The organism is Mesotoga sp. B105.6.4, assembly GCF_002896535.1.
In the GTDB taxonomy this organism is placed as follows: Bacteria; Thermotogota; Thermotogae; order Petrotogales; family Kosmotogaceae; genus Mesotoga.
Window position 1 is genome coordinate 185,581 of sequence record NZ_JWIM01000008.1, and the last position, 15,913, is coordinate 201,493.

At 46.5% G+C, this 15,913-nt stretch carries 23 protein-coding genes; 16 read left to right on the forward strand and 7 right to left on the reverse strand.

Annotated features, from left to right (window positions below):
• Window positions 1-38 precede the first annotated feature (38 nt).
• From RJ60_RS03845 to rpsT, 9 genes are all read left to right on the forward strand, one after another.
• Window positions 39-230: a hypothetical protein gene (locus RJ60_RS03845; protein WP_243392177.1), complete on the forward strand. Its 192-nt coding sequence runs from the start codon at window positions 39-41 to the stop codon at window positions 228-230.
• On the forward strand, window positions 227-1,009 hold the full coding sequence (locus RJ60_RS03850; RefSeq protein ID WP_103134029.1) for a class I SAM-dependent methyltransferase: 783 nt from the start codon (window positions 227-229) through the stop codon (window positions 1,007-1,009). The genes RJ60_RS03845 and RJ60_RS03850 overlap by 4 nt, the downstream gene beginning before the upstream one ends.
• Window positions 1,006-1,926 (forward strand): tRNA (adenosine(37)-N6)-dimethylallyltransferase MiaA, encoded by a 921-nt coding sequence (gene miaA / locus RJ60_RS03855; protein WP_103134030.1) that lies wholly within the window; start codon window positions 1,006-1,008, stop codon window positions 1,924-1,926. The genes RJ60_RS03850 and miaA overlap by 4 nt, the downstream gene beginning before the upstream one ends.
• On the forward strand, window positions 1,919-2,161 hold the full coding sequence (gene hfq, locus RJ60_RS03860; RefSeq protein ID WP_099828549.1) for an RNA chaperone Hfq: 243 nt from the start codon (window positions 1,919-1,921) through the stop codon (window positions 2,159-2,161). Before miaA ends, hfq begins: the two co-directional genes overlap by 8 nt.
• Before the next feature lie 67 nt (window positions 2,162-2,228).
• Window positions 2,229-3,416: a GTPase HflX gene (gene hflX / locus RJ60_RS03865; RefSeq protein ID WP_258006172.1), complete on the forward strand. Its 1,188-nt coding sequence runs from the start codon at window positions 2,229-2,231 to the stop codon at window positions 3,414-3,416.
• Complete coding sequence (locus RJ60_RS03870; RefSeq protein ID WP_103134032.1) at window positions 3,413-4,426, forward strand: hypothetical protein; 1,014 nt, start codon at window positions 3,413-3,415, stop codon at window positions 4,424-4,426. The genes hflX and RJ60_RS03870 overlap by 4 nt, the downstream gene beginning before the upstream one ends.
• Window positions 4,427-4,432: 6 nt before the next feature.
• Complete coding sequence (locus tag RJ60_RS03875) at window positions 4,433-4,738, forward strand: hypothetical protein (RefSeq protein WP_099828552.1); 306 nt, start codon at window positions 4,433-4,435, stop codon at window positions 4,736-4,738.
• Between the two features lie 22 nt (window positions 4,739-4,760).
• Complete coding sequence (metK, locus tag RJ60_RS03880) at window positions 4,761-5,942, forward strand: methionine adenosyltransferase (RefSeq protein WP_099828553.1); 1,182 nt, start codon at window positions 4,761-4,763, stop codon at window positions 5,940-5,942.
• 44 nt (window positions 5,943-5,986) lie between these two features.
• Window positions 5,987-6,265: a 30S ribosomal protein S20 gene (gene rpsT, locus RJ60_RS03885; RefSeq protein WP_099828554.1), complete on the forward strand. Its 279-nt coding sequence runs from the start codon at window positions 5,987-5,989 to the stop codon at window positions 6,263-6,265.
• A gap of 52 nt (window positions 6,266-6,317) precedes the next feature.
• Here rpsT and RJ60_RS03890 read toward each other — a convergent pair whose 3' ends face one another.
• Entirely contained in the window at window positions 6,318-7,457 is a 1,140-nt protein-coding gene (locus tag RJ60_RS03890) for an ABC transporter ATP-binding protein (protein ID WP_099828555.1), read from the reverse strand.
• Window positions 7,458-7,469: 12 nt separating this feature from the next.
• Window positions 7,470-7,730, reverse strand: coding sequence for a type II toxin-antitoxin system Phd/YefM family antitoxin (locus RJ60_RS03895; RefSeq protein ID WP_103134033.1), 261 nt, complete (start codon window positions 7,728-7,730; stop codon window positions 7,470-7,472).
• A gap of 71 nt (window positions 7,731-7,801) precedes the next feature.
• On the opposite strand from RJ60_RS03895, the gene RJ60_RS03900 reads away from it, so the two are divergent.
• From RJ60_RS03900 to RJ60_RS03930, 7 genes are read left to right on the forward strand one after another with little or no spacing between them, the layout of a single operon-like run.
• Window positions 7,802-8,725 carry an RnfABCDGE type electron transport complex subunit D gene (locus RJ60_RS03900; RefSeq protein ID WP_103134034.1) on the forward strand — a complete coding sequence of 308 codons (924 nt, stop codon included), beginning with the start codon at window positions 7,802-7,804 and terminating at the stop codon, window positions 8,723-8,725.
• Window positions 8,722-9,342 (forward strand): FMN-binding protein, encoded by a 621-nt coding sequence (locus RJ60_RS03905; protein WP_103134035.1) that lies wholly within the window; start codon window positions 8,722-8,724, stop codon window positions 9,340-9,342. The genes RJ60_RS03900 and RJ60_RS03905 overlap by 4 nt, the downstream gene beginning before the upstream one ends.
• Window positions 9,343-9,344: 2 nt before the next feature.
• Window positions 9,345-9,944 carry an NADH:ubiquinone reductase (Na(+)-transporting) subunit D gene (locus tag RJ60_RS03910; RefSeq protein ID WP_099828559.1) on the forward strand — a complete coding sequence of 200 codons (600 nt, stop codon included), beginning with the start codon at window positions 9,345-9,347 and terminating at the stop codon, window positions 9,942-9,944.
• Between the two features lie 15 nt (window positions 9,945-9,959).
• Window positions 9,960-10,553: an NADH:ubiquinone reductase (Na(+)-transporting) subunit E gene (locus RJ60_RS03915; RefSeq protein ID WP_099828560.1), complete on the forward strand. Its 594-nt coding sequence runs from the start codon at window positions 9,960-9,962 to the stop codon at window positions 10,551-10,553.
• 13 nt (window positions 10,554-10,566) lie between these two features.
• Window positions 10,567-11,667, forward strand: coding sequence for an NADH:ubiquinone reductase (Na(+)-transporting) subunit F (locus tag RJ60_RS03920; RefSeq protein WP_103134036.1), 1,101 nt, complete (start codon window positions 10,567-10,569; stop codon window positions 11,665-11,667).
• A 16-nt stretch (window positions 11,668-11,683) separates the two neighbouring features.
• Complete coding sequence (locus tag RJ60_RS03925; RefSeq protein ID WP_103134037.1) at window positions 11,684-12,142, forward strand: hypothetical protein; 459 nt, start codon at window positions 11,684-11,686, stop codon at window positions 12,140-12,142.
• Between the two features lie 18 nt (window positions 12,143-12,160).
• On the forward strand, window positions 12,161-12,763 hold the full coding sequence (locus RJ60_RS03930) for a hypothetical protein (RefSeq protein ID WP_258006170.1): 603 nt from the start codon (window positions 12,161-12,163) through the stop codon (window positions 12,761-12,763).
• Here the strand turns inward: RJ60_RS03930 and RJ60_RS03935 are convergent.
• The 5 genes from RJ60_RS03935 to RJ60_RS03955 are packed head-to-tail and all read right to left on the reverse strand — an operon-like array spanning window position 12,747 to window position 15,913.
• Entirely contained in the window at window positions 12,747-13,199 is a 453-nt protein-coding gene (locus RJ60_RS03935) for a DUF523 domain-containing protein (protein WP_099828563.1), read from the reverse strand. The genes RJ60_RS03930 and RJ60_RS03935 overlap by 17 nt on opposite strands.
• Window positions 13,196-14,044, reverse strand: coding sequence for a M23 family metallopeptidase (locus tag RJ60_RS03940; protein WP_103134038.1), 849 nt, complete (start codon window positions 14,042-14,044; stop codon window positions 13,196-13,198). Before RJ60_RS03940 ends, RJ60_RS03935 begins: the two co-directional genes overlap by 4 nt.
• A complete protein-coding gene (locus RJ60_RS03945) occupies window positions 14,041-14,472 on the reverse strand; it encodes a diacylglycerol kinase family protein (RefSeq protein WP_103134039.1) in 432 nt (143 codons plus the stop codon). Before RJ60_RS03945 ends, RJ60_RS03940 begins: the two co-directional genes overlap by 4 nt.
• Window positions 14,469-15,080: a 2-oxoacid:acceptor oxidoreductase family protein gene (locus RJ60_RS03950; protein WP_099828566.1), complete on the reverse strand. Its 612-nt coding sequence runs from the start codon at window positions 15,078-15,080 to the stop codon at window positions 14,469-14,471. Before RJ60_RS03950 ends, RJ60_RS03945 begins: the two co-directional genes overlap by 4 nt.
• Window positions 15,077-15,913 (reverse strand): 2-oxoacid:ferredoxin oxidoreductase subunit beta, encoded by an 837-nt coding sequence (locus tag RJ60_RS03955; protein WP_103134040.1) that lies wholly within the window; start codon window positions 15,911-15,913, stop codon window positions 15,077-15,079. Before RJ60_RS03955 ends, RJ60_RS03950 begins: the two co-directional genes overlap by 4 nt.

Below are 15,913 nucleotides of genomic sequence, written 5' to 3' on the forward strand. Positions count from 1 at the left end.
AGGATAAGTCAAGATTCCCGCTCGGGTTGTTCTTGTTCATGGCTCTTCTCTTATCGCTCCTGGCGATAACGAATGTCAACGCTTACCTTAGCTACAAACAGGCTCAAAGAAGACTGGAGAATCTCCAGAAAGAGTATGATGCGCTCGAGAAAGAGATAAGAATCAAGGAATCTGAACTTGATCTGCTTAGAGAGTTGATTCCTGGCATCAACGGTGGAGGCAACAGATGAGATTCGTTGTTACGACTTCATACAAACCGACGAAAGAAGTAGTATCTTCTGCGAGAGGGCTGGCCGAAGAACTGGGTGTCAAATATGTTTCAAGAAGCCGGCTTAAGGAATTTGAGAGCGAGCATTCGCTCGACTTCTACTATGTTTTCGATAAGAATGGCCAGTTAACCATTAGAAATAGGGAGACGGTTTTCTTCTTTCACCCCGGAATGTCAAAGGTAAGATTCAAAAACATGAGAATTCAGGATTCCGACTATTTGATAAAGAGCATGGATCTCTCCGGAAGTGAAACTGTGTTGGATACAACGTTTGGTCTCGGAAATGAAGCGCTTCTTATCGCGCACTATCTGCCTGAAGGCAAAGTGATAGGCCTGGAGGCGTCCGAACACATATACAGGATCGTTTCTCACGGTCTTCGCAACTACCCCTATGCAGATGAATGGTTAATAGAGGCTTCGAAAAGGATAGAGCTTCATAATAGAGATCTACGAGACTTTGTGAAAGGCTGTGAAGACAATGCTTACGATATAGTCTATTGTGATCCTATGTTTGACAGCCCGCAGATGAGGTCTCATTCGATTAACCCTCTAAGGCCATTTGCGATGTATGAAAGGATAAATAGATCGGACGTTGATGAAATGATCAGGATTTCGTCAAAGAGGTTCATTATCAAAAGCAGAACACGAGACAGCCTCTTCGAAGAGCTCAATCTCGAGTTCGACAGACTCTGGGGTAGCAAAAAGAGCGGAGTCCTGTACGGGGTTATTGATAAAGAATGATACCAATTCTCCTCGGACCGACCGCTGTGGGAAAGACATCACTTCTTCTGGATTTGGCTCAGAGACTCCCGATAGAAATTGTCTCCGTTGATTCGCGTCAGATCTACCGTTTCATGAATATCGGCACGGCCAAGCCAACCGAGAGTGAACAGGCCGTCCTTAAGCACTGGCTGATCGACATACGTGATCCAGATGAAGACTTTGATGTGATGGAGTTCAGAAACCTTGCTCTGGAAAGTGTTGCGGACATAACTGCTAGAGGGAAGATCCCGATTCTCGCCGGCGGAACTGGCCTTTACGCCGAGGTCCTTATGAAGGGTTTGGTGGACGTTCCCCCCAGAGATGAAACGGTGCGAGAGGCCCTTCTTCAGATAGAATCCGAAAACAAAGGATCGCTGAGGAAGATCCTGGAAAGAGTCGACAAGAATGCCTTTGAAAGATTCCACGAGAACGATCTCAAGAGAACTATAAGGTATCTTGAGGTTTTCTTCAAAACGGGAAGACCGCTAACTGAGTTGCAGAACGAGAGAGATCACAATCGTGACTTTTGTCTTGTCATTCTCGAAAGGGATAGGAGCGAGCTCCATGCCAGAATAGAGAGTCGTCTACATGAGATGATTCGCGCAGGCCTTGCCGATGAGACCGAGAGCCTTCTGTCAAAAGGCTATGGGCCCGAGCTCAACGCATTTAAGACAATAGGTTACGCCGAAATGGTACAATATATTAGGTGTGGTGTATCCCTTTCGGATACCATCGAGCGGATTCTTGTGAACACGAGAAGATACGCTCGTCGTCAGATTATATGGTTTAGAAGATATTCTGAAGCTCTGAGAATTGACCTGTCCAGTCTAGAAGGTGAGGCTGCTCGGGTTTTAGAAAATACGGTTCTCTCAGTTTGGGGGGGTAAGAATGGCTGAAAAGTTCAATTTGCAGGATCGTTTCCTTAATCTTCTTAGGGTTAACAGGATCGAAGTGAAGATGTACCTTGAAGGGGGATTCCAGACGAAGGGTTTGGTCAAGTCGTTCGACAATTTCACGGTGCTGCTTGAGGACGGTCAGGAGCAGACTCTGGTCTACAAGCATGCAATCAAGATGATGGTTCCCCAGAAGTACGTGAAATTGACGAATACTACTGGCAAGAAGGAGGACTGAAGCGAGCATAGACACTTTACTTGTCGCTGTTTTTTCGTCTGAAGAGCAGAATATCAAGTCAGAAATACTGGGCGAGCTTAACGAGCTCGCCCGGACTGCTGGGTACGAAATCGTTGAGACAGTGGTCCAGAACCTCGATTACCCTGATCCCCGTCACTATCTGGGCAAAGGCAAGGTGGATTTTGCGAGGAGAACACTGGAAGCTTTTGGTGCAGTCCTCATTATCACCCGTCATGAGCTGTCTCCATCTCAGGCAATGAACCTGGAGAAGCTTCTTGGAGTCCCCGTAATGGATAGGACGCAACTTATCCTGAAGATCTTTGGGGACCACGCATCGACCAAGGAAGGGAAACTCGAAGTTGAGATGGCCAGTCTTAAGTATCAGTTGCCGAGGCTGAAAGGCTTCGGAAGGATGCTTTCGCAGACTGGAGCGGGAATAGGAACAAGAGGGCCCGGAGAGAAGAAGCTTGAAACGGACAGGCGGCAGGCGCAGGAGAGAATCTCTCGGCTTCGCAAAGACATAGAAGAGATGGGCAGGCAGAGAGAGATCTCGAGGAAGAAAAGACTCGTTTCGTCGATCCCACTGGTTTCCTTTGTAGGATATACGAATGTTGGGAAGTCATCGCTGGTATCTGAAATCAGCAGTGAAGACCTTCTTGTAGAGAACAAATTGTTCGCGACTCTTGATACTCGAGTCAGGAGAGCTAGACTACCTGCAGGAATGCAGGTTCTCATTTCAGATACCGTTGGTTTCATTAGAGAACTGCCACACGAATTGATGGAGAGTTTCAGATCGACGTTAGATGAAGTCAAATACTCGGATCTTCTGGCTGTAGTTTCCGATGCCTCTGACATGGCAGTCAAAGAGAAATATGAAATCGTCGATCGTACCCTGCGGGATATCGGCGCCGGTGAAATCAAGAGGATCCATGTCTTGAATAAGATCGATCTATGCACGAACGAGAGACTTGCGGAGCTCGGGACGATCTTTCCAGAAGCCGTGATGGTTAGTGCTCTGAAGAGTTACAATATCGAAGGTATATTGAGCGAGATATCAACGCGGCTATACGGTAAGAGATCTCGGAGAAAACTTAGACTTAAACCTACCGAGTTTTCGAGCTTCATGAGGTTCAGGGGTTCGGTCGAAATTCTGTCTGAGAACTACGAAAAGGATCTTATTGAGGTTGAGTATGTGTCCTCCGATGAGATAAATAAAAGGCTCATTTCTTCTATTTGTGAGGAGGGAAGGAAATGAAGAGATTATTGTCGGTCACAGCGGTGCTCTTATTTGTAGGTGTGCTGTTTTCTGCGACTTTGCTGTTTCCGCTGAAGAGGGCTCCAGAAGTAACAGGTTACTTTGGCGAGTATCGTGGCAACTCAAGAAATATCAATTATCCCGAGCACTTCCATATGGGAATGGATTACTCCACGGGAAGCATCGTTGGATTAGATCTCCTTTCTCCGGACAACTCGTATGTTCACCAGATATACTTAAATCATCCCATATACGGGATCGGTATAGCTCTGATGCTTCCAGAGGTTACGAACATTCTCACAAACGAGAAAGGAATCAATGTTATATTCGCTCACGTTAACGAGATTGGAGACACTTCCTCTCTCACCGGAAGAAAACTCAACGATCTTTATCATCAATTGATCTCCGAGTTTGGAGATCAATATATCGAAGTAACCTTCGACCCGAGAGAGCTTCCGTTTAGGAAAAGCGATGTTGTTGCGAAATCCGGAAACAGTGGAAATGTGGCGCCTCATCTTCATCTCGAAGTAAGAGATTCAACTATGAAGACGATAATCAATCCCGGATTCTATTTTGACACAGGTAATCCGACATCTGCGGTTGAGATTCTTGACATAAGGGCAGGCGGAAAGACCTATTCTTTCGCACAGGGAAAGCCAACGATTGAAATGACCTCCAGCACCCCTCTGGATCTCCATGCCAAGGTGCAGCTGAGGCATCCGGTAAGCCCGAAGACGATCGAGCTTTATGTTGAAAACAATCTCGTGTATCAGATTGACTTCGTTTCTTTCGATTCGGACGAAGCAGACAGGGTCCACGAAATATACTCTTCGCCATCGACAGAGTCTGACTACTGGTTTAACCTTAACTCCAGGATATCTCTCAGTTTGCTTCCGATAAACATCTGGGACGACATAGACTGGACGAATCCAAGAGATGCCAGGGTAGTAGTTCGTGATCACTGGGGCAACGAGGCTTCGAAGGACTTCAGAATAGTCATGAGGAGGTAGTTTCGGATGTTTTTCAAGAAGAAGCCGCGTGACATAAGCAAGAATCCGTTTTACGACAGCGGAAACACAATCATCGTACATTTTGAATGCAACAAGTGCGGGGAGAAGTTTAGAAGCCACTTGAGAAAGTACTACGATGTGAGCGTCAATTACGGAAAGGGAAAGGGAGCCTATAGACTGGATAAAGAATTTGTTGGCAGCAAGTGTCAGAACAAGATCCAGATCACTGCCGATTTCAGCAGAGCATTCAGGCCCTTGTCCTTCGAGATAATTGGTGGTAGATTCTTATCCGAGGAAGAATATGGAGAATAGATTCAGTTTATAGGAGGCAGTCATGAAGACTTGGTTGTTCACCAGTGAAAGCGTTACCGAAGGCCATCCCGACAAAATGGCAGATCAGATTTCAGATTCGATACTCGATGCGATGTTGACTCAGGATGAAGATTCTAGAGTCGCGGTTGAGACTCTTCTGGCAACGGGCGTTGCAGTAGTTGCCGGAGAAGTAAGCACAAAGGCTTACGTAGATATTCCCAGGGTAGTAAGGGATACAATTCTCGATATCGGTTATAACAGGGCAAAGTTCGGCTTTGACGGAGAGACCTGTGCAGTTCTTACAAGTATCGATGAGCAGTCGCCGGATATTGCACTTGGAGTGAATAAGTCCTTTGAGGCGAAAAAGAATGATACAGATAGATATGCGCTTATCGGCGCGGGGGACCAGGGTATGATGTTCGGCTATGCAACGAATGAAACTGCCGAGATGATGCCATTGCCGATAGTCCTTGCCCACAGGCTGGCCCGTAGGCTCAGCAAAGTGAGAAAGGATCAATCTGTTCGTGGTTTTAGACCCGACGGAAAGACCCAGGTCACAGTTAAGTATCAGGATGGCAAGCCCGTTGGCGTAACTGCGATAGTTGTATCGACCCAGCATGATCCTGACTTGACTGCAGAGGAGATCGAAAGACTCGTAGTTGACAACGTAATTGCTCCTGAAATAGACCACGAGCTACTTCTTGAAGGGGTCGAAATCTTTGTGAACCCGACGGGCAGATTCGTCAGGGGAGGTCCTTCTGCAGATACGGGATTGACTGGCAGGAAGATCATCGTCGATACTTACGGAGGCTGGACACCTCACGGTGGAGGAGCCTTCAGTGGAAAGGATCCTACGAAGGTAGATAGGTCTGCTCACTACATGGCGAGATATGCTGCCAAGAATATCGTGGCAGCCGGCCTTGCAGATCGAGTCACTCTTCAGCTTGCCTATGCGATAGGTGTTGCTAAGCCCGTATCCTTCATGATCGATGCCCACGATACAGAGAAGGTCGACCTCGAGAAGCTCAGAAAGGCGGTCCTTAAGGTCTTTGATTTCAGACCTGCGGCAATAATCGATCGTCTCAACCTGAAGCGCCCTATCTACAGACAGACAGCTTCATACGGTCATTTTGGAAGGATCGACGTCGAGCTTCCGTGGGAAGAAACAAACGCCGTCGACCAATTGAAGAAAGCATTAGATTGATGATAGAATAAACAGGTAAATCTCGAAAGGAGGAGAAGTGATAAGTGCCTAATAATGCATCAGCAAAGAAGAGAGTAAAGCAGACGGCTAAGAGAACCGTAATGAACAGGGCCGTCAGGACAAAATTCAGAAATGCTTCCAAGAAGCTATACAAGGCTATGGAACAGGGCGAAGATCCACAGTCCGTTTCTTCCATGCTTAGCGAAGTATATTCTACTCTCGACAAGGCGGCGAAGTCAGGAACTATTCATAAGAATACGGCTTCACGTAAAAAGGCAAGATTGACCGCCAGAGTCAAGACTTATGTCGAAGCGAGAGGTTAATTGAACCAAAAAATAAGAAAAGGTGGCCTAAGCCACCTTTTTTTCATGATAACTAAATGTTGTCAGGGGTAGCTTCCTGGTGAGTACCGGCGAGGACGTTCTCCTCGGTTTCAGGATCAAACAGGTGCATCATAGACATATCGAAGACCAGATCCATTTTGTCGCCTGCAGACGCTCTGCTCTTCGGATCAACCTTTGCGACGATTTCGTCCCCGTGAATATTGGCGTGGATTAGAGTTTCGCTTCCAAGGGGTTCTACAACATCTACATTGCCCTTCACCGTGAATTCGTCTTTTGGCGCAACCGCATACATCTTGTCGTAGATGTCTTCCGGTCTTATACCGAAAGTCGTTTCTTTGCCGACAAGGTGCCCGAGCCTCTCGACCTTGTCTTCAGGAACGAGAAGCTTCATGTCTTCCTTTACTACCCAGACTTTTCCTCCTTCAGATACAAGCTTCGCGCTGATGAAGTTCATTGCGGGAGTGCCGATGAATCCAGCAACGAACTTGTTCTTCGGCTCGAAGTAAACTGAATAAGGATCGCCGATCTGCTGAATTATTCCGTCTTTCATAATTACGATCTTGTCGGCCATTGTCATTGCTTCAACCTGGTCATGAGTAACGTAGATAATCGTTGCTTGAAGGTTCTGGTGAAGCCTCTTCAGTTCGGCTCTCATCTGTACCCTCAGCTTGGCGTCAAGGTTGGAGAGAGGTTCGTCGAAGAGGAAGACTTTTGGGTTTCTAACAATAGCTCTACCGACTGCGACCCTCTGTCTCTGACCACCGGAAAGCTGCTTTGGCTTTCTATCCAGCAACTGCTCTATCCCAAGAATACGTGCCGCTTCTGTTACCCTCTTCTCGATCTCCGGCTTTGGAGTCTTTCTCAACTTAAGTCCGAAAGCCATGTTTTCGTAAACAGACATGTGTGGATAAAGCGCGTAGTTCTGAAAGACCATGGCGATGTCTCTATCCTTAGGTTCGACATCGTTAACAACTCTTCCACCGATCTTGATTGTTCCTTCCGTAATCTCCTCAAGGCCCGCGATCATTCTGAGTGTCGTCGTCTTTCCACAGCCTGAGGGACCGAGTAGAACCAGAAACTCCTTGTCCTGTACTTCGAGATTCGCATCGAGAACGGCCTTGAATCCGTTCGGATAAGTCTTTGCTACCTTCTCGAGGATAACTTCTGCCATCTTGCACCTCCGTCAATCATCATCAACCTGAACGATAAGATCCTTTATCTCGACATCCATAGCTTCATCGCCAGCGTCCATTAAGTAAAGATCGTAAACCCGTTCGAGAAATCTGTTGAGGAGTACGTACTTGTCGTAGTCCATCATAACTGCCTTTGGAAGACCGTTTTTTGTTATAATTATATCGGCCTTCTCACAATCGTCAACAACCTTTGAAAAGTGAGCTTTTGCTTCGGCCAGAGAATAAAATGAGAGCTCGTGTAATTTTGACAAGAGAACCACCTCGGGACCATTATACAGTATGACCACAATTATAGTCAAGCTTTTTTTCGGAGGTGCCAGAGATGGCGAAAAAGTTCTTCCAGAAACAGCCGATGATGAGAAAGGTTATCTATGCTCTACTTCCAATCTCGGTATTCTCCATTGGAAATTTCGGCTGGGTAGTCTTCTCCACGGTTCTGCTTTCGGTTCTGGTTTCAGTCCTATGCGAATGGCTCTTTGAAAGGAAAAAGGGAAAATCGGTGAGCGAGGCTTCTATAGTCACCGGTATTTTGATGGGTCTGGTCCTTCCTCCTGCAGTACCGTTCTGGATCGTCATAGTTGCCAGTTCTTTTGCAATTGTTTTTGCGAAAATGGCATTCGGGGGCTTTGCCAAAAACCTATACAATCCGGCTCTTGTTGGCAGAGCCTTTGTCTACGTGAGTTTTCCGGCTGCAGTTCAGCAGAGCTGGACGCCGGCCGTCCAGTCATGGGGACAGGGCTTCAGTAGATGGATCAGCTCCGACGTTATTACTATGGCCACCCCTATGAATGTCATCAGGAGCGGAGAAGAGGTTAGCGCATGGAGAATGATCTTCGGGAACATCTCCGGCACTGCGGGAGAGACTGCGAAGTGGCTGATTGCTGCGGCGGCCGTTTACCTGATACTAACCAAGACCGCGTCGTGGAAGATCATAGTCTCCACTCTCGTTTCGGCCTTCGCGATGTCGGGAATACTCTTCTTGTTCGGACTTTCAAGCATAAATCCTGTCCACTCAATAATCGGAGGTAGCATTCTGTTCGGAGCTGTGTTCATGGCAACTGATCCTATCAGTGCCCCTAAGAAGGATACAGCAAAGTGGATATATGGAGTTATTATCGGGTCTCTAGCCATAGTAATCGGCACATTCTCACTTTTTGGTGCCGGTCTGATGTTTGCGGTGCTTATCGCAAACACATTCGCATCTCTTCTTGACTATCTGGTGACCCCAAAGAAGGTGAAAGCATGAGTGAAAAGCTCTACTCTGTAGTATTCACTTTCATTCTTACAACCGTATTCGTTATCTGTCTTGCAGGAATCAACGCAATTGCTTCAGGCACTATTGAAAGGAACGAACAGCTTGAATTTCGTCGTTCTTTGATCTATGTTTTCAATATTGTAGAGGATGCGCGTTCTCTGCCGGGTGAAGAAGTGCAAAAACTCTATTTGGATAGAATACAGGAGATCGACGGTGAGCAGACCGTATACATTGCTGATAATGAAGGAAAGAGAGAAATCGCATTTACAGTTCAAAGCGCAGGTCTATGGGGAACTATAACGGCCCTTGTCGCAGTTGATGAGAGTGGTTCTAGAATAGTTGGGATTGATTTTGTGAACCACTCAGAGACCCCAGGACTGGGCGGGAGAATCGACGAAACAGCTTTCAAGGAACAGTTCAGGGGAGAACGGATATCATCGAGTTCTTCTGCCCGAATCGCCGTAGTGTCTGGACAGGATACTGGTTCGAAAGACGACTCAAAGGTAGATGCGATTACTGGAGCAACAAGGACTTCGGAGTCGATTCAAACTCTGCTTAATAAGGCAATCAACGATGTATTTCCTGCAGTTCTTGAGGCGGTGAATTAGAAATGGCTGAATCAAAAAAGTCGGTTTTTCTTACAAATATCTGGAAAGACAACCCCGTCATTGTTCAGATATTGGGAATCTGCTCGGCTCTGGCTGTAACAAACAACCTCACAAACACTCTAATAATGGGCATCGGCCTTATCTTCACCACCGCTTTCTCCTCGTTTACAATCTCGGCTTTGAGAAGGCATATCCCAAAGAACGTCCGTATGATGGTGCAGGTTCTGATAATAGCCACCTACGTCATAATTCTCGATATTGTCTTGAAGGCCTATCTGCCTTCTATAAGCAAAGCACTTGGTCCTTATGTGGGCCTTATAATAACCAACTGCATTATCATGGGTCGTGCAGAGGCTTTCGCACAGTCGCATGGGCCTGTGCTCTCTTTCATAGATGGAATCTCTGCGGGAATAGGTTATTCGTTGATCCTGCTTGCCGTGGCTTTTGTGAGAGAACTGCTGGGCTTCGGTACTCTGTTCGGATTGAGAGTCATGCCTGAAGGCTTCACTCCATGGGTAATAATGATAATGGCACCCAGTGCCTTCTTCATATTAGGTGCGATAATCTGGATCGCAAGGACTCCGATCGTGAAGAAGAAGTGAGGGGGGGAGATGTAGATGGGAGTTCCGCTTAATCCTTTTGTGATAATGATCGCAGCAGCTCTTACTAGCAACATGGTTCTGAGCAACTTTCTGGGGATGTGCTCGTTCATTTCGGTATCGAAGGACATAAAGACGGCCAATGGTCTTGGCATGGCGGTAACCTTTGTTCTTACCTTGACATCTGTGCTCAATTACATAGTGTATTACTACATTCTTGTCCCGCTGAATTTAGTCTATCTAAGGTACATAGTGTTCATTATTGTCATTGCCGCATTCGTTCAGTTTCTGGAGATGGTCATAGACAGATTCTCTCCAACACTCTACATGAATCTCGGGATCTTTCTGCCTTTAATTACAGTGAATTGTGCGATCCTTGGGGGCGTACTGTTCATGATTATCAGAGAGTACAGCCTGATTCAGTCGTTATTCTTCGGTTTCGGCTCTGGAGCCGGCTGGTGGCTTGCGATAGTTGCTCTGTCTGCAATGCGAATGAGACTTAGAGAGAAGGACCTGCCTCCTCAGTTGGTGGGCCCGGGAATAACAATGATTATCATCGGCATTATGGCCCTGGCCTTTATGGGTTTCTCGGGCATGCTGCCCGTCCAGTAAGGTGGTGTTTGGTTTGCAGATAATCGTCACGGCTCTGGTCGTTGGAGGGATCTCCGCAGTACTCGCTGCCGTTCTTACAATTGCAGACGCTCTTGTGAACAATTATGGAGAAGTAAGTATCACTATCAACGACTCGAAGAGTCACAAGGTGAAGGGCGGATCTACTCTTCTTTCGACTCTTGCTGGAGAAAAGATCTTCATTCCATCTGCCTGTGGGGGAAAGGGCAGCTGCGGTCTCTGTAAGGTTAAAGTGAAGACGGACGTTGGGCCTATACTTCCCACTGAACTTCCTTATCTTTCGCCTAAGGAGAAGAAGGACAATGTGAGGCTTTCGTGCCAGATCAAAGTTAAGGGCGATATGTCAATCGAGATTCCCGAAGAGTTGTTCAATATTCGCGAATATGTGGCGACAGTCTCTTCTATAGAAGACGTTACTCACGACATTAAGGAAGTCTTTTTCAGTATTCAAGATGAGATAAGTTTCAGAGCTGGTCAGTACGTCCAGCTGGTTGTCCCTGCCTATGGGGATACAAGAGAAGAGACCATGAGAGCCTACTCGATGTCCTCCCAGCCGTCCGTGAAGAATGGAGTGGAACTCCTTATAAGACTGGTTCCAAATGGAATTGTAACCACTTACGTCCACAAACTGCTCAATGTGGGTGACAGGATTAAAATCCTCGGACCATTCGGAGATTTCTTTCTAAGAGATACAGATTCAGATATAATATTCATTGCCGGCGGTTCTGGAATGGCTCCGATCAAGTCAATCTTGTTGGATATGATGGAAAAGGGAGTTGAGAGAAAGGCGTATTATTTCTTTGGAGCAAGAAGTAAGAGGGATCTTTTCTACCTTGAGGAGATGAAGGAAATCGAAAGCAAGATGCCAAATTTTCACTTCATTCCTGCGCTGTCCGATCCGCAGCAGGAAGACAACTGGCAAGGCGAGGTAGGTCTCATTACTGATGTTGTCGACAGATATCTTTCCGAACAGGGTGATGATGTTGCAAGAGAAGGGTATCTCTGCGGCAGTCCCGGAATGATAAACGCCTGCATAGATGTTTTGACGAAGCACAAAATCACTGAAGAAAAGATCTACTACGACAAATTTGGATAGTTTTGGAGGTGAGATTGTGAAACAGACTCCGGACTTCGATAAGATCCAGGAAAATATGAGAGCCGGCAGTATTACCGGCCCGGGTTTTCTTGGTAACGACGAAAGAAACCTGGTAGATATTATTAGTGAGGATCAGGCGAAGGTAAAGGAACTGGGTTTGACAAACGAGATAATCGCGAACAAACTGGAAATGTTTATGAAGCAAGGCGAGAGAGGATTCGGTTCGCCTGTAAAGGTCGATGACCGATTCGTTGTAATCGTTGAGGAGAGCCGTGGCTACATACCCTGCCCCTTTCGTCACGGTCATCTTTCAAAGAAAGCCAACATCAATGTCAGGAACATAGCTCGAAAGGAAGAAGTCGACTACTCACCTATTTCAATCCATCTGATTAGAGAACATGGCTTTTATCAAGGGAAGGGGTCGCCTTACAGGCTTGATCCAGCAAAGGTTGCAAAGATTCTAGAACTTATCTGAATGATGGGAGCAGCGAAAGTGAAAGGCGCTAAGGTGAAGCGTTATAGAAACAGGGCGTTGTTCACAGTCGTCTTTGTGTTGGGACTGATTGCATTTGCTTCTTACTACGCATTTGGTCACAAGAAAGATGTTGTTGTGCCCATAGATGAGATTATGCTTGACGATCTTGTTTTCAATCGAAGTATCTTCACTTTTCTCGGTGAAGCGCCATTTCCGCCAGATCAGGGACTTGCGAATGGGGTTTCCGTCAAGCAGGAAAGCGGAGAAAGCATCAGAGTGTTCTACCCTCCGTATGACAACTCGGTGCGCTGCCTGCAACTGGATCTCAGTTCAAGAGTGATAAACGTCTATGTCTGGAAAATGGAATCTGTTGAAGCTGCAAAAGACACATGGGAGACGCTCTTCCTTGTAGAAGGATCGGTTCTGACTAGAGATTTAGGAAGGATTAAGAAGTCAGATTACTACTACGCCAAAATAGTCAGGTTCGGAGGTAAAGATCAGTCCTTGCTATGGCAAAAAGGTAAATGGGTTATCCTTGCGAAGAGTCCGGGTTTTACGCTCAACGAGAAGGAAGAGATGCAGATTCTTACGGAGTTGTTTGATCCTAGTATAAGAAGCTAGTTTCTTCCTCGGAATAGACTTCGATGCCGTTCTTCATGAGCAGTTCTGCCGTTATTCCCATTCCGTCAATCATCACTCCGCTGAAGGTTCCGTCGTAGATACCTCTACAACCACAAGAAGGACTTCTCGATTTGAGAACTGCAATACTTGAACCTGAGAGTTTTGCAATCTTCAGAACCTCCTCGGCCCCCTTCTCATAGTTGCTCGTGACATCGTTTCCAAACTGATCTAGGACTATCTTGCTTGCCAGCCAGTCCTTTGAGGTAGTAACCTCCGCACGAGGCCTAGGCGTGGGGAGTCCGCCAAGCTGCTCGGGGCACACAGGCAAAAAAACAAACCTGTCGACCAGCTCTAGAAGCTTGAAAGACAGGTTGTTATCTCCGCGATAGGTGCAATTAACTCCGATCAGGCACGCACTAACCAGTATCTTTGTCATTTACCACCGGCAGCGGTGCCGTCATCCTCTCTTCTAATGACGTACATGAGGTCACGTGTTGGAAGCATCGAAAGTGGATTCATCGTGTTGGTCTTCGGATCTCTGACTTCGAAATGTACGTGAGGACCAGTCGAGACCCCTGTGCTTCCGACCCGGCCGATTAACGAACCGGTATCCACTCTTTGGCCTACATAAACACTGATCCTGCTCATGTGGCCATAGCGGGTTACGTAACCGTTGTCGTGCTGTATTTCGACCATATTTCCATAACCGCCGTTCACTCCGGCAAAGACTACTGTTCCCCTCGAAGCTGCGAAGATCGGCGTTCCTTCCGGAGCCGCAATGTCAAGCCCCGAATGGAATGAGGGCTGCCCGCTTACAGGATGTGTTCTCCAACCGTAATCAGAAGATATTACTCCATAAATGGGCCATCTGAAAGGGGTGCTCTGAGGAATGTACTGATACAGGTTGACTAAAGACATGGGAATAAAAACTCTTTGACCGGGATTGATTACAGAATCCGGCCTGAGATTATTTGCTGCTATCAATTCATCGACAGGAGAGAAAAACAACTTTGCGATGTACTCGAAGGTGTCACCAGACTGAACCTCGTAGATCAAACCGTCCGGTTGAGGTATCTTAAGCGTGTCCCCTGCTTTAATGCTGTTTGCACTTTTGATATTGTTGAAGTCAATAATAGTTGAGATACTGACACTCAGATCTCTCGAAATAGTATGAATCGAGTCTCCCGGCCTAACCACGTATGTAACGAGGAAATACGCAAAACTGCGAGTCATTAATAGCAAAAACGATAATAGGAATAACAGAATGACCCGACGGTTCATTCCCTGCCACCTCCAAATAGCCCCAAAGAAAAGAAGACAACCAAGATTATTATACCAAAAAGCAGTCCAACGGCAAAATGCAGACCGAAAATTGATTGTAAAATAATTGATAACCCAATCAAAACAGATACCGCGCTCCCGAGTAGAACGACAGCAGCCGCTGTATCCTTAAGCACACGCACTCTTTCATCATAGTAGGGCCTCAATATGTCTGCTATCTTCTCGACCAGGGTATTGATTCCTTCGAGAAGCAGAACCATAAACGTACAGAAGAGAAGCCAGTAATAATCACCCTTATCAAGTCCGATCAGTGCGCCGACAGTCAAGATCACTGCTCCGATTACAAGCTGGATTCTGAAGTTTCTCTCTCCTAGAAGGTGCTTGATTCCATTTGTTGCGTTGCCAAGACTCTTGACAAACTTCTTCATTCAAATCCCCGGCCGACAGAATCTATTCTTTCTCTTCTAATACTATACGATTTCTCTATTAGTGAGTAACCGAAATCAATCGCCTGGGAATTCATCTCTACGTACTTTGCTTTTATGTGTTTTGCCATGGCATCTTTCAACGACTGAGTTGTGACGAAATTTCCTGCTCTGGCAATCAACCCTAGACCGACCATATTGGCCGGCAGAGTACTTCCAAACTTGTTCTCAGTGAGCTCTGTCACTGGCTTCGATATGATCTTTCTCGTCATTCTGATTCCTTCTTTTGGAATAGACTTCACGAGAGTGGAGTCGACAATAAGGACGCCGTTCATGTGAATGAGAGGGACATGAGCATTTACAGCGGTTTGGTGCATAGAGTAAATCAGTTCAAAGGAATGAGCCTTGGGGTAATCTATGGGCTCAGTGTTGAAGAGAACATCGCAGTAAGAGAGTCCTCCTCTCACCTGGGCTCCGAAAGACTGGGTCTGCACTACCCAACTTCCCTGTATCAAAAGGGCCTCTGCGAGAATTATCCCCATCAAAACATTTCCCTGGCCTCCAATACCGGAAATCCTTACCGAATGAGGTTGAGAGAATGCGTGCTTCATGCTTTCTCACCTCTCTCCGCTGCGATTATCTGCTCGCTCTTTGCCTTGTATCTGTCGCTGTATGTTTCCGCTTCTATATTCACAAACTCACCTGCAACGATCTTATCTTTCAGCTCTTCGGGAGTCATTGTTTTTGATTTGGCTATTTGAACCGTGTTTTTCTTGAAGTATGCAAGCATGTCTTCGGGTTTCGACATTGCGTTGTACCTGCCATAGTACGTATGGCAGTTGGTCATGATCTCTACTATCCCCATGCCTCTATGGTTGAGGGCCTTCTGAATGAACTGAACCATTTGAGCATAGTGAAATACTGTCGTTCTGGCAACATACGTTGCGCCTGAAGAGACTGCCAGATTAACTATGTCAAACGAGTTTTCAACGTTCCCATATGGTGAAGTCGATGCTATCTTCTCGTAAGGAGTAGTAGGAGAGTATTGCCCACCGGTCATACCGTAGATATTGTTGTTGAACATTATTGCAGTGAGATCCATGTTTCTCCTGCAGGCATGAATGAAGTGATTCCCTCCTATGGCGACCATATCACCGTCTCCACCCATAACTACCACATTGAATTCCGGTCGGGCAAGCTTCACTCCTGTAGCGAATGCTACTGCTCTTCCATGAAGAGTGTGCATCGTATTGAAGTTCAGGTAGCCCGTAACCCTTGAAGAACATCCGATTCCCGAGATGACGGCGACTCTGTCGGGATCAAGTTCTTCCTTATCGACAGCTTCTATGAAAGCCTTCATAATAACGCCGTTTCCGCAACCCGGGCACCAAACATGAGGCATCCTGTCCTGCCTTAAGTACTTCATTAACCTTGCGATAGCCAT

Excerpts from the sequence above, each read along its gene's own strand:
- RJ60_RS03915 (WP_099828560.1), top strand. The coding sequence starts at position 9,960 with ATGGGAGTTCCGCTTAATCCTTTTGTGATAATGATCGCAGCAGCTCTT.
- RJ60_RS03900 (WP_103134034.1), top strand. The coding sequence starts at position 7,802 with ATGGCGAAAAAGTTCTTCCAGAAACAGCCGATGATGAGAAAGGTTATC.
- RJ60_RS03905 (WP_103134035.1), top strand. The coding sequence starts at position 8,722 with ATGAGTGAAAAGCTCTACTCTGTAGTATTCACTTTCATTCTTACAACC.
- RJ60_RS03910 (WP_099828559.1), top strand. The coding sequence starts at position 9,345 with ATGGCTGAATCAAAAAAGTCGGTTTTTCTTACAAATATCTGGAAAGAC.
- RJ60_RS03935 (WP_099828563.1), bottom strand. The coding sequence starts at position 13,199 with ATGACAAAGATACTGGTTAGTGCGTGCCTGATCGGAGTTAATTGCACC.
- RJ60_RS03940 (WP_103134038.1), bottom strand. The coding sequence starts at position 14,044 with ATGAACCGTCGGGTCATTCTGTTATTCCTATTATCGTTTTTGCTATTA.
- RJ60_RS03845 (WP_243392177.1), top strand. The coding sequence starts at position 39 with ATGGCTCTTCTCTTATCGCTCCTGGCGATAACGAATGTCAACGCTTAC.
- RJ60_RS03890 (WP_099828555.1), bottom strand. The coding sequence starts at position 7,457 with ATGGCAGAAGTTATCCTCGAGAAGGTAGCAAAGACTTATCCGAACGGA.
- RJ60_RS03945 (WP_103134039.1), bottom strand. The coding sequence starts at position 14,472 with ATGAAGAAGTTTGTCAAGAGTCTTGGCAACGCAACAAATGGAATCAAG.
- RJ60_RS03875 (WP_099828552.1), top strand. The coding sequence starts at position 4,433 with ATGTTTTTCAAGAAGAAGCCGCGTGACATAAGCAAGAATCCGTTTTAC.
- miaA (WP_103134030.1), top strand. The coding sequence starts at position 1,006 with ATGATACCAATTCTCCTCGGACCGACCGCTGTGGGAAAGACATCACTT.
- metK (WP_099828553.1), top strand. The coding sequence starts at position 4,761 with ATGAAGACTTGGTTGTTCACCAGTGAAAGCGTTACCGAAGGCCATCCC.
- RJ60_RS03850 (WP_103134029.1), top strand. The coding sequence starts at position 227 with ATGAGATTCGTTGTTACGACTTCATACAAACCGACGAAAGAAGTAGTA.
- hfq (WP_099828549.1), top strand. The coding sequence starts at position 1,919 with ATGGCTGAAAAGTTCAATTTGCAGGATCGTTTCCTTAATCTTCTTAGG.
- RJ60_RS03955 (WP_103134040.1), bottom strand. The coding sequence starts at position 15,913 with ATGGCTATCGCAAGGTTAATGAAGTACTTAAGGCAGGACAGGATGCCT.
- RJ60_RS03950 (WP_099828566.1), bottom strand. The coding sequence starts at position 15,080 with ATGAAGCACGCATTCTCTCAACCTCATTCGGTAAGGATTTCCGGTATT.
- RJ60_RS03870 (WP_103134032.1), top strand. The coding sequence starts at position 3,413 with ATGAAGAGATTATTGTCGGTCACAGCGGTGCTCTTATTTGTAGGTGTG.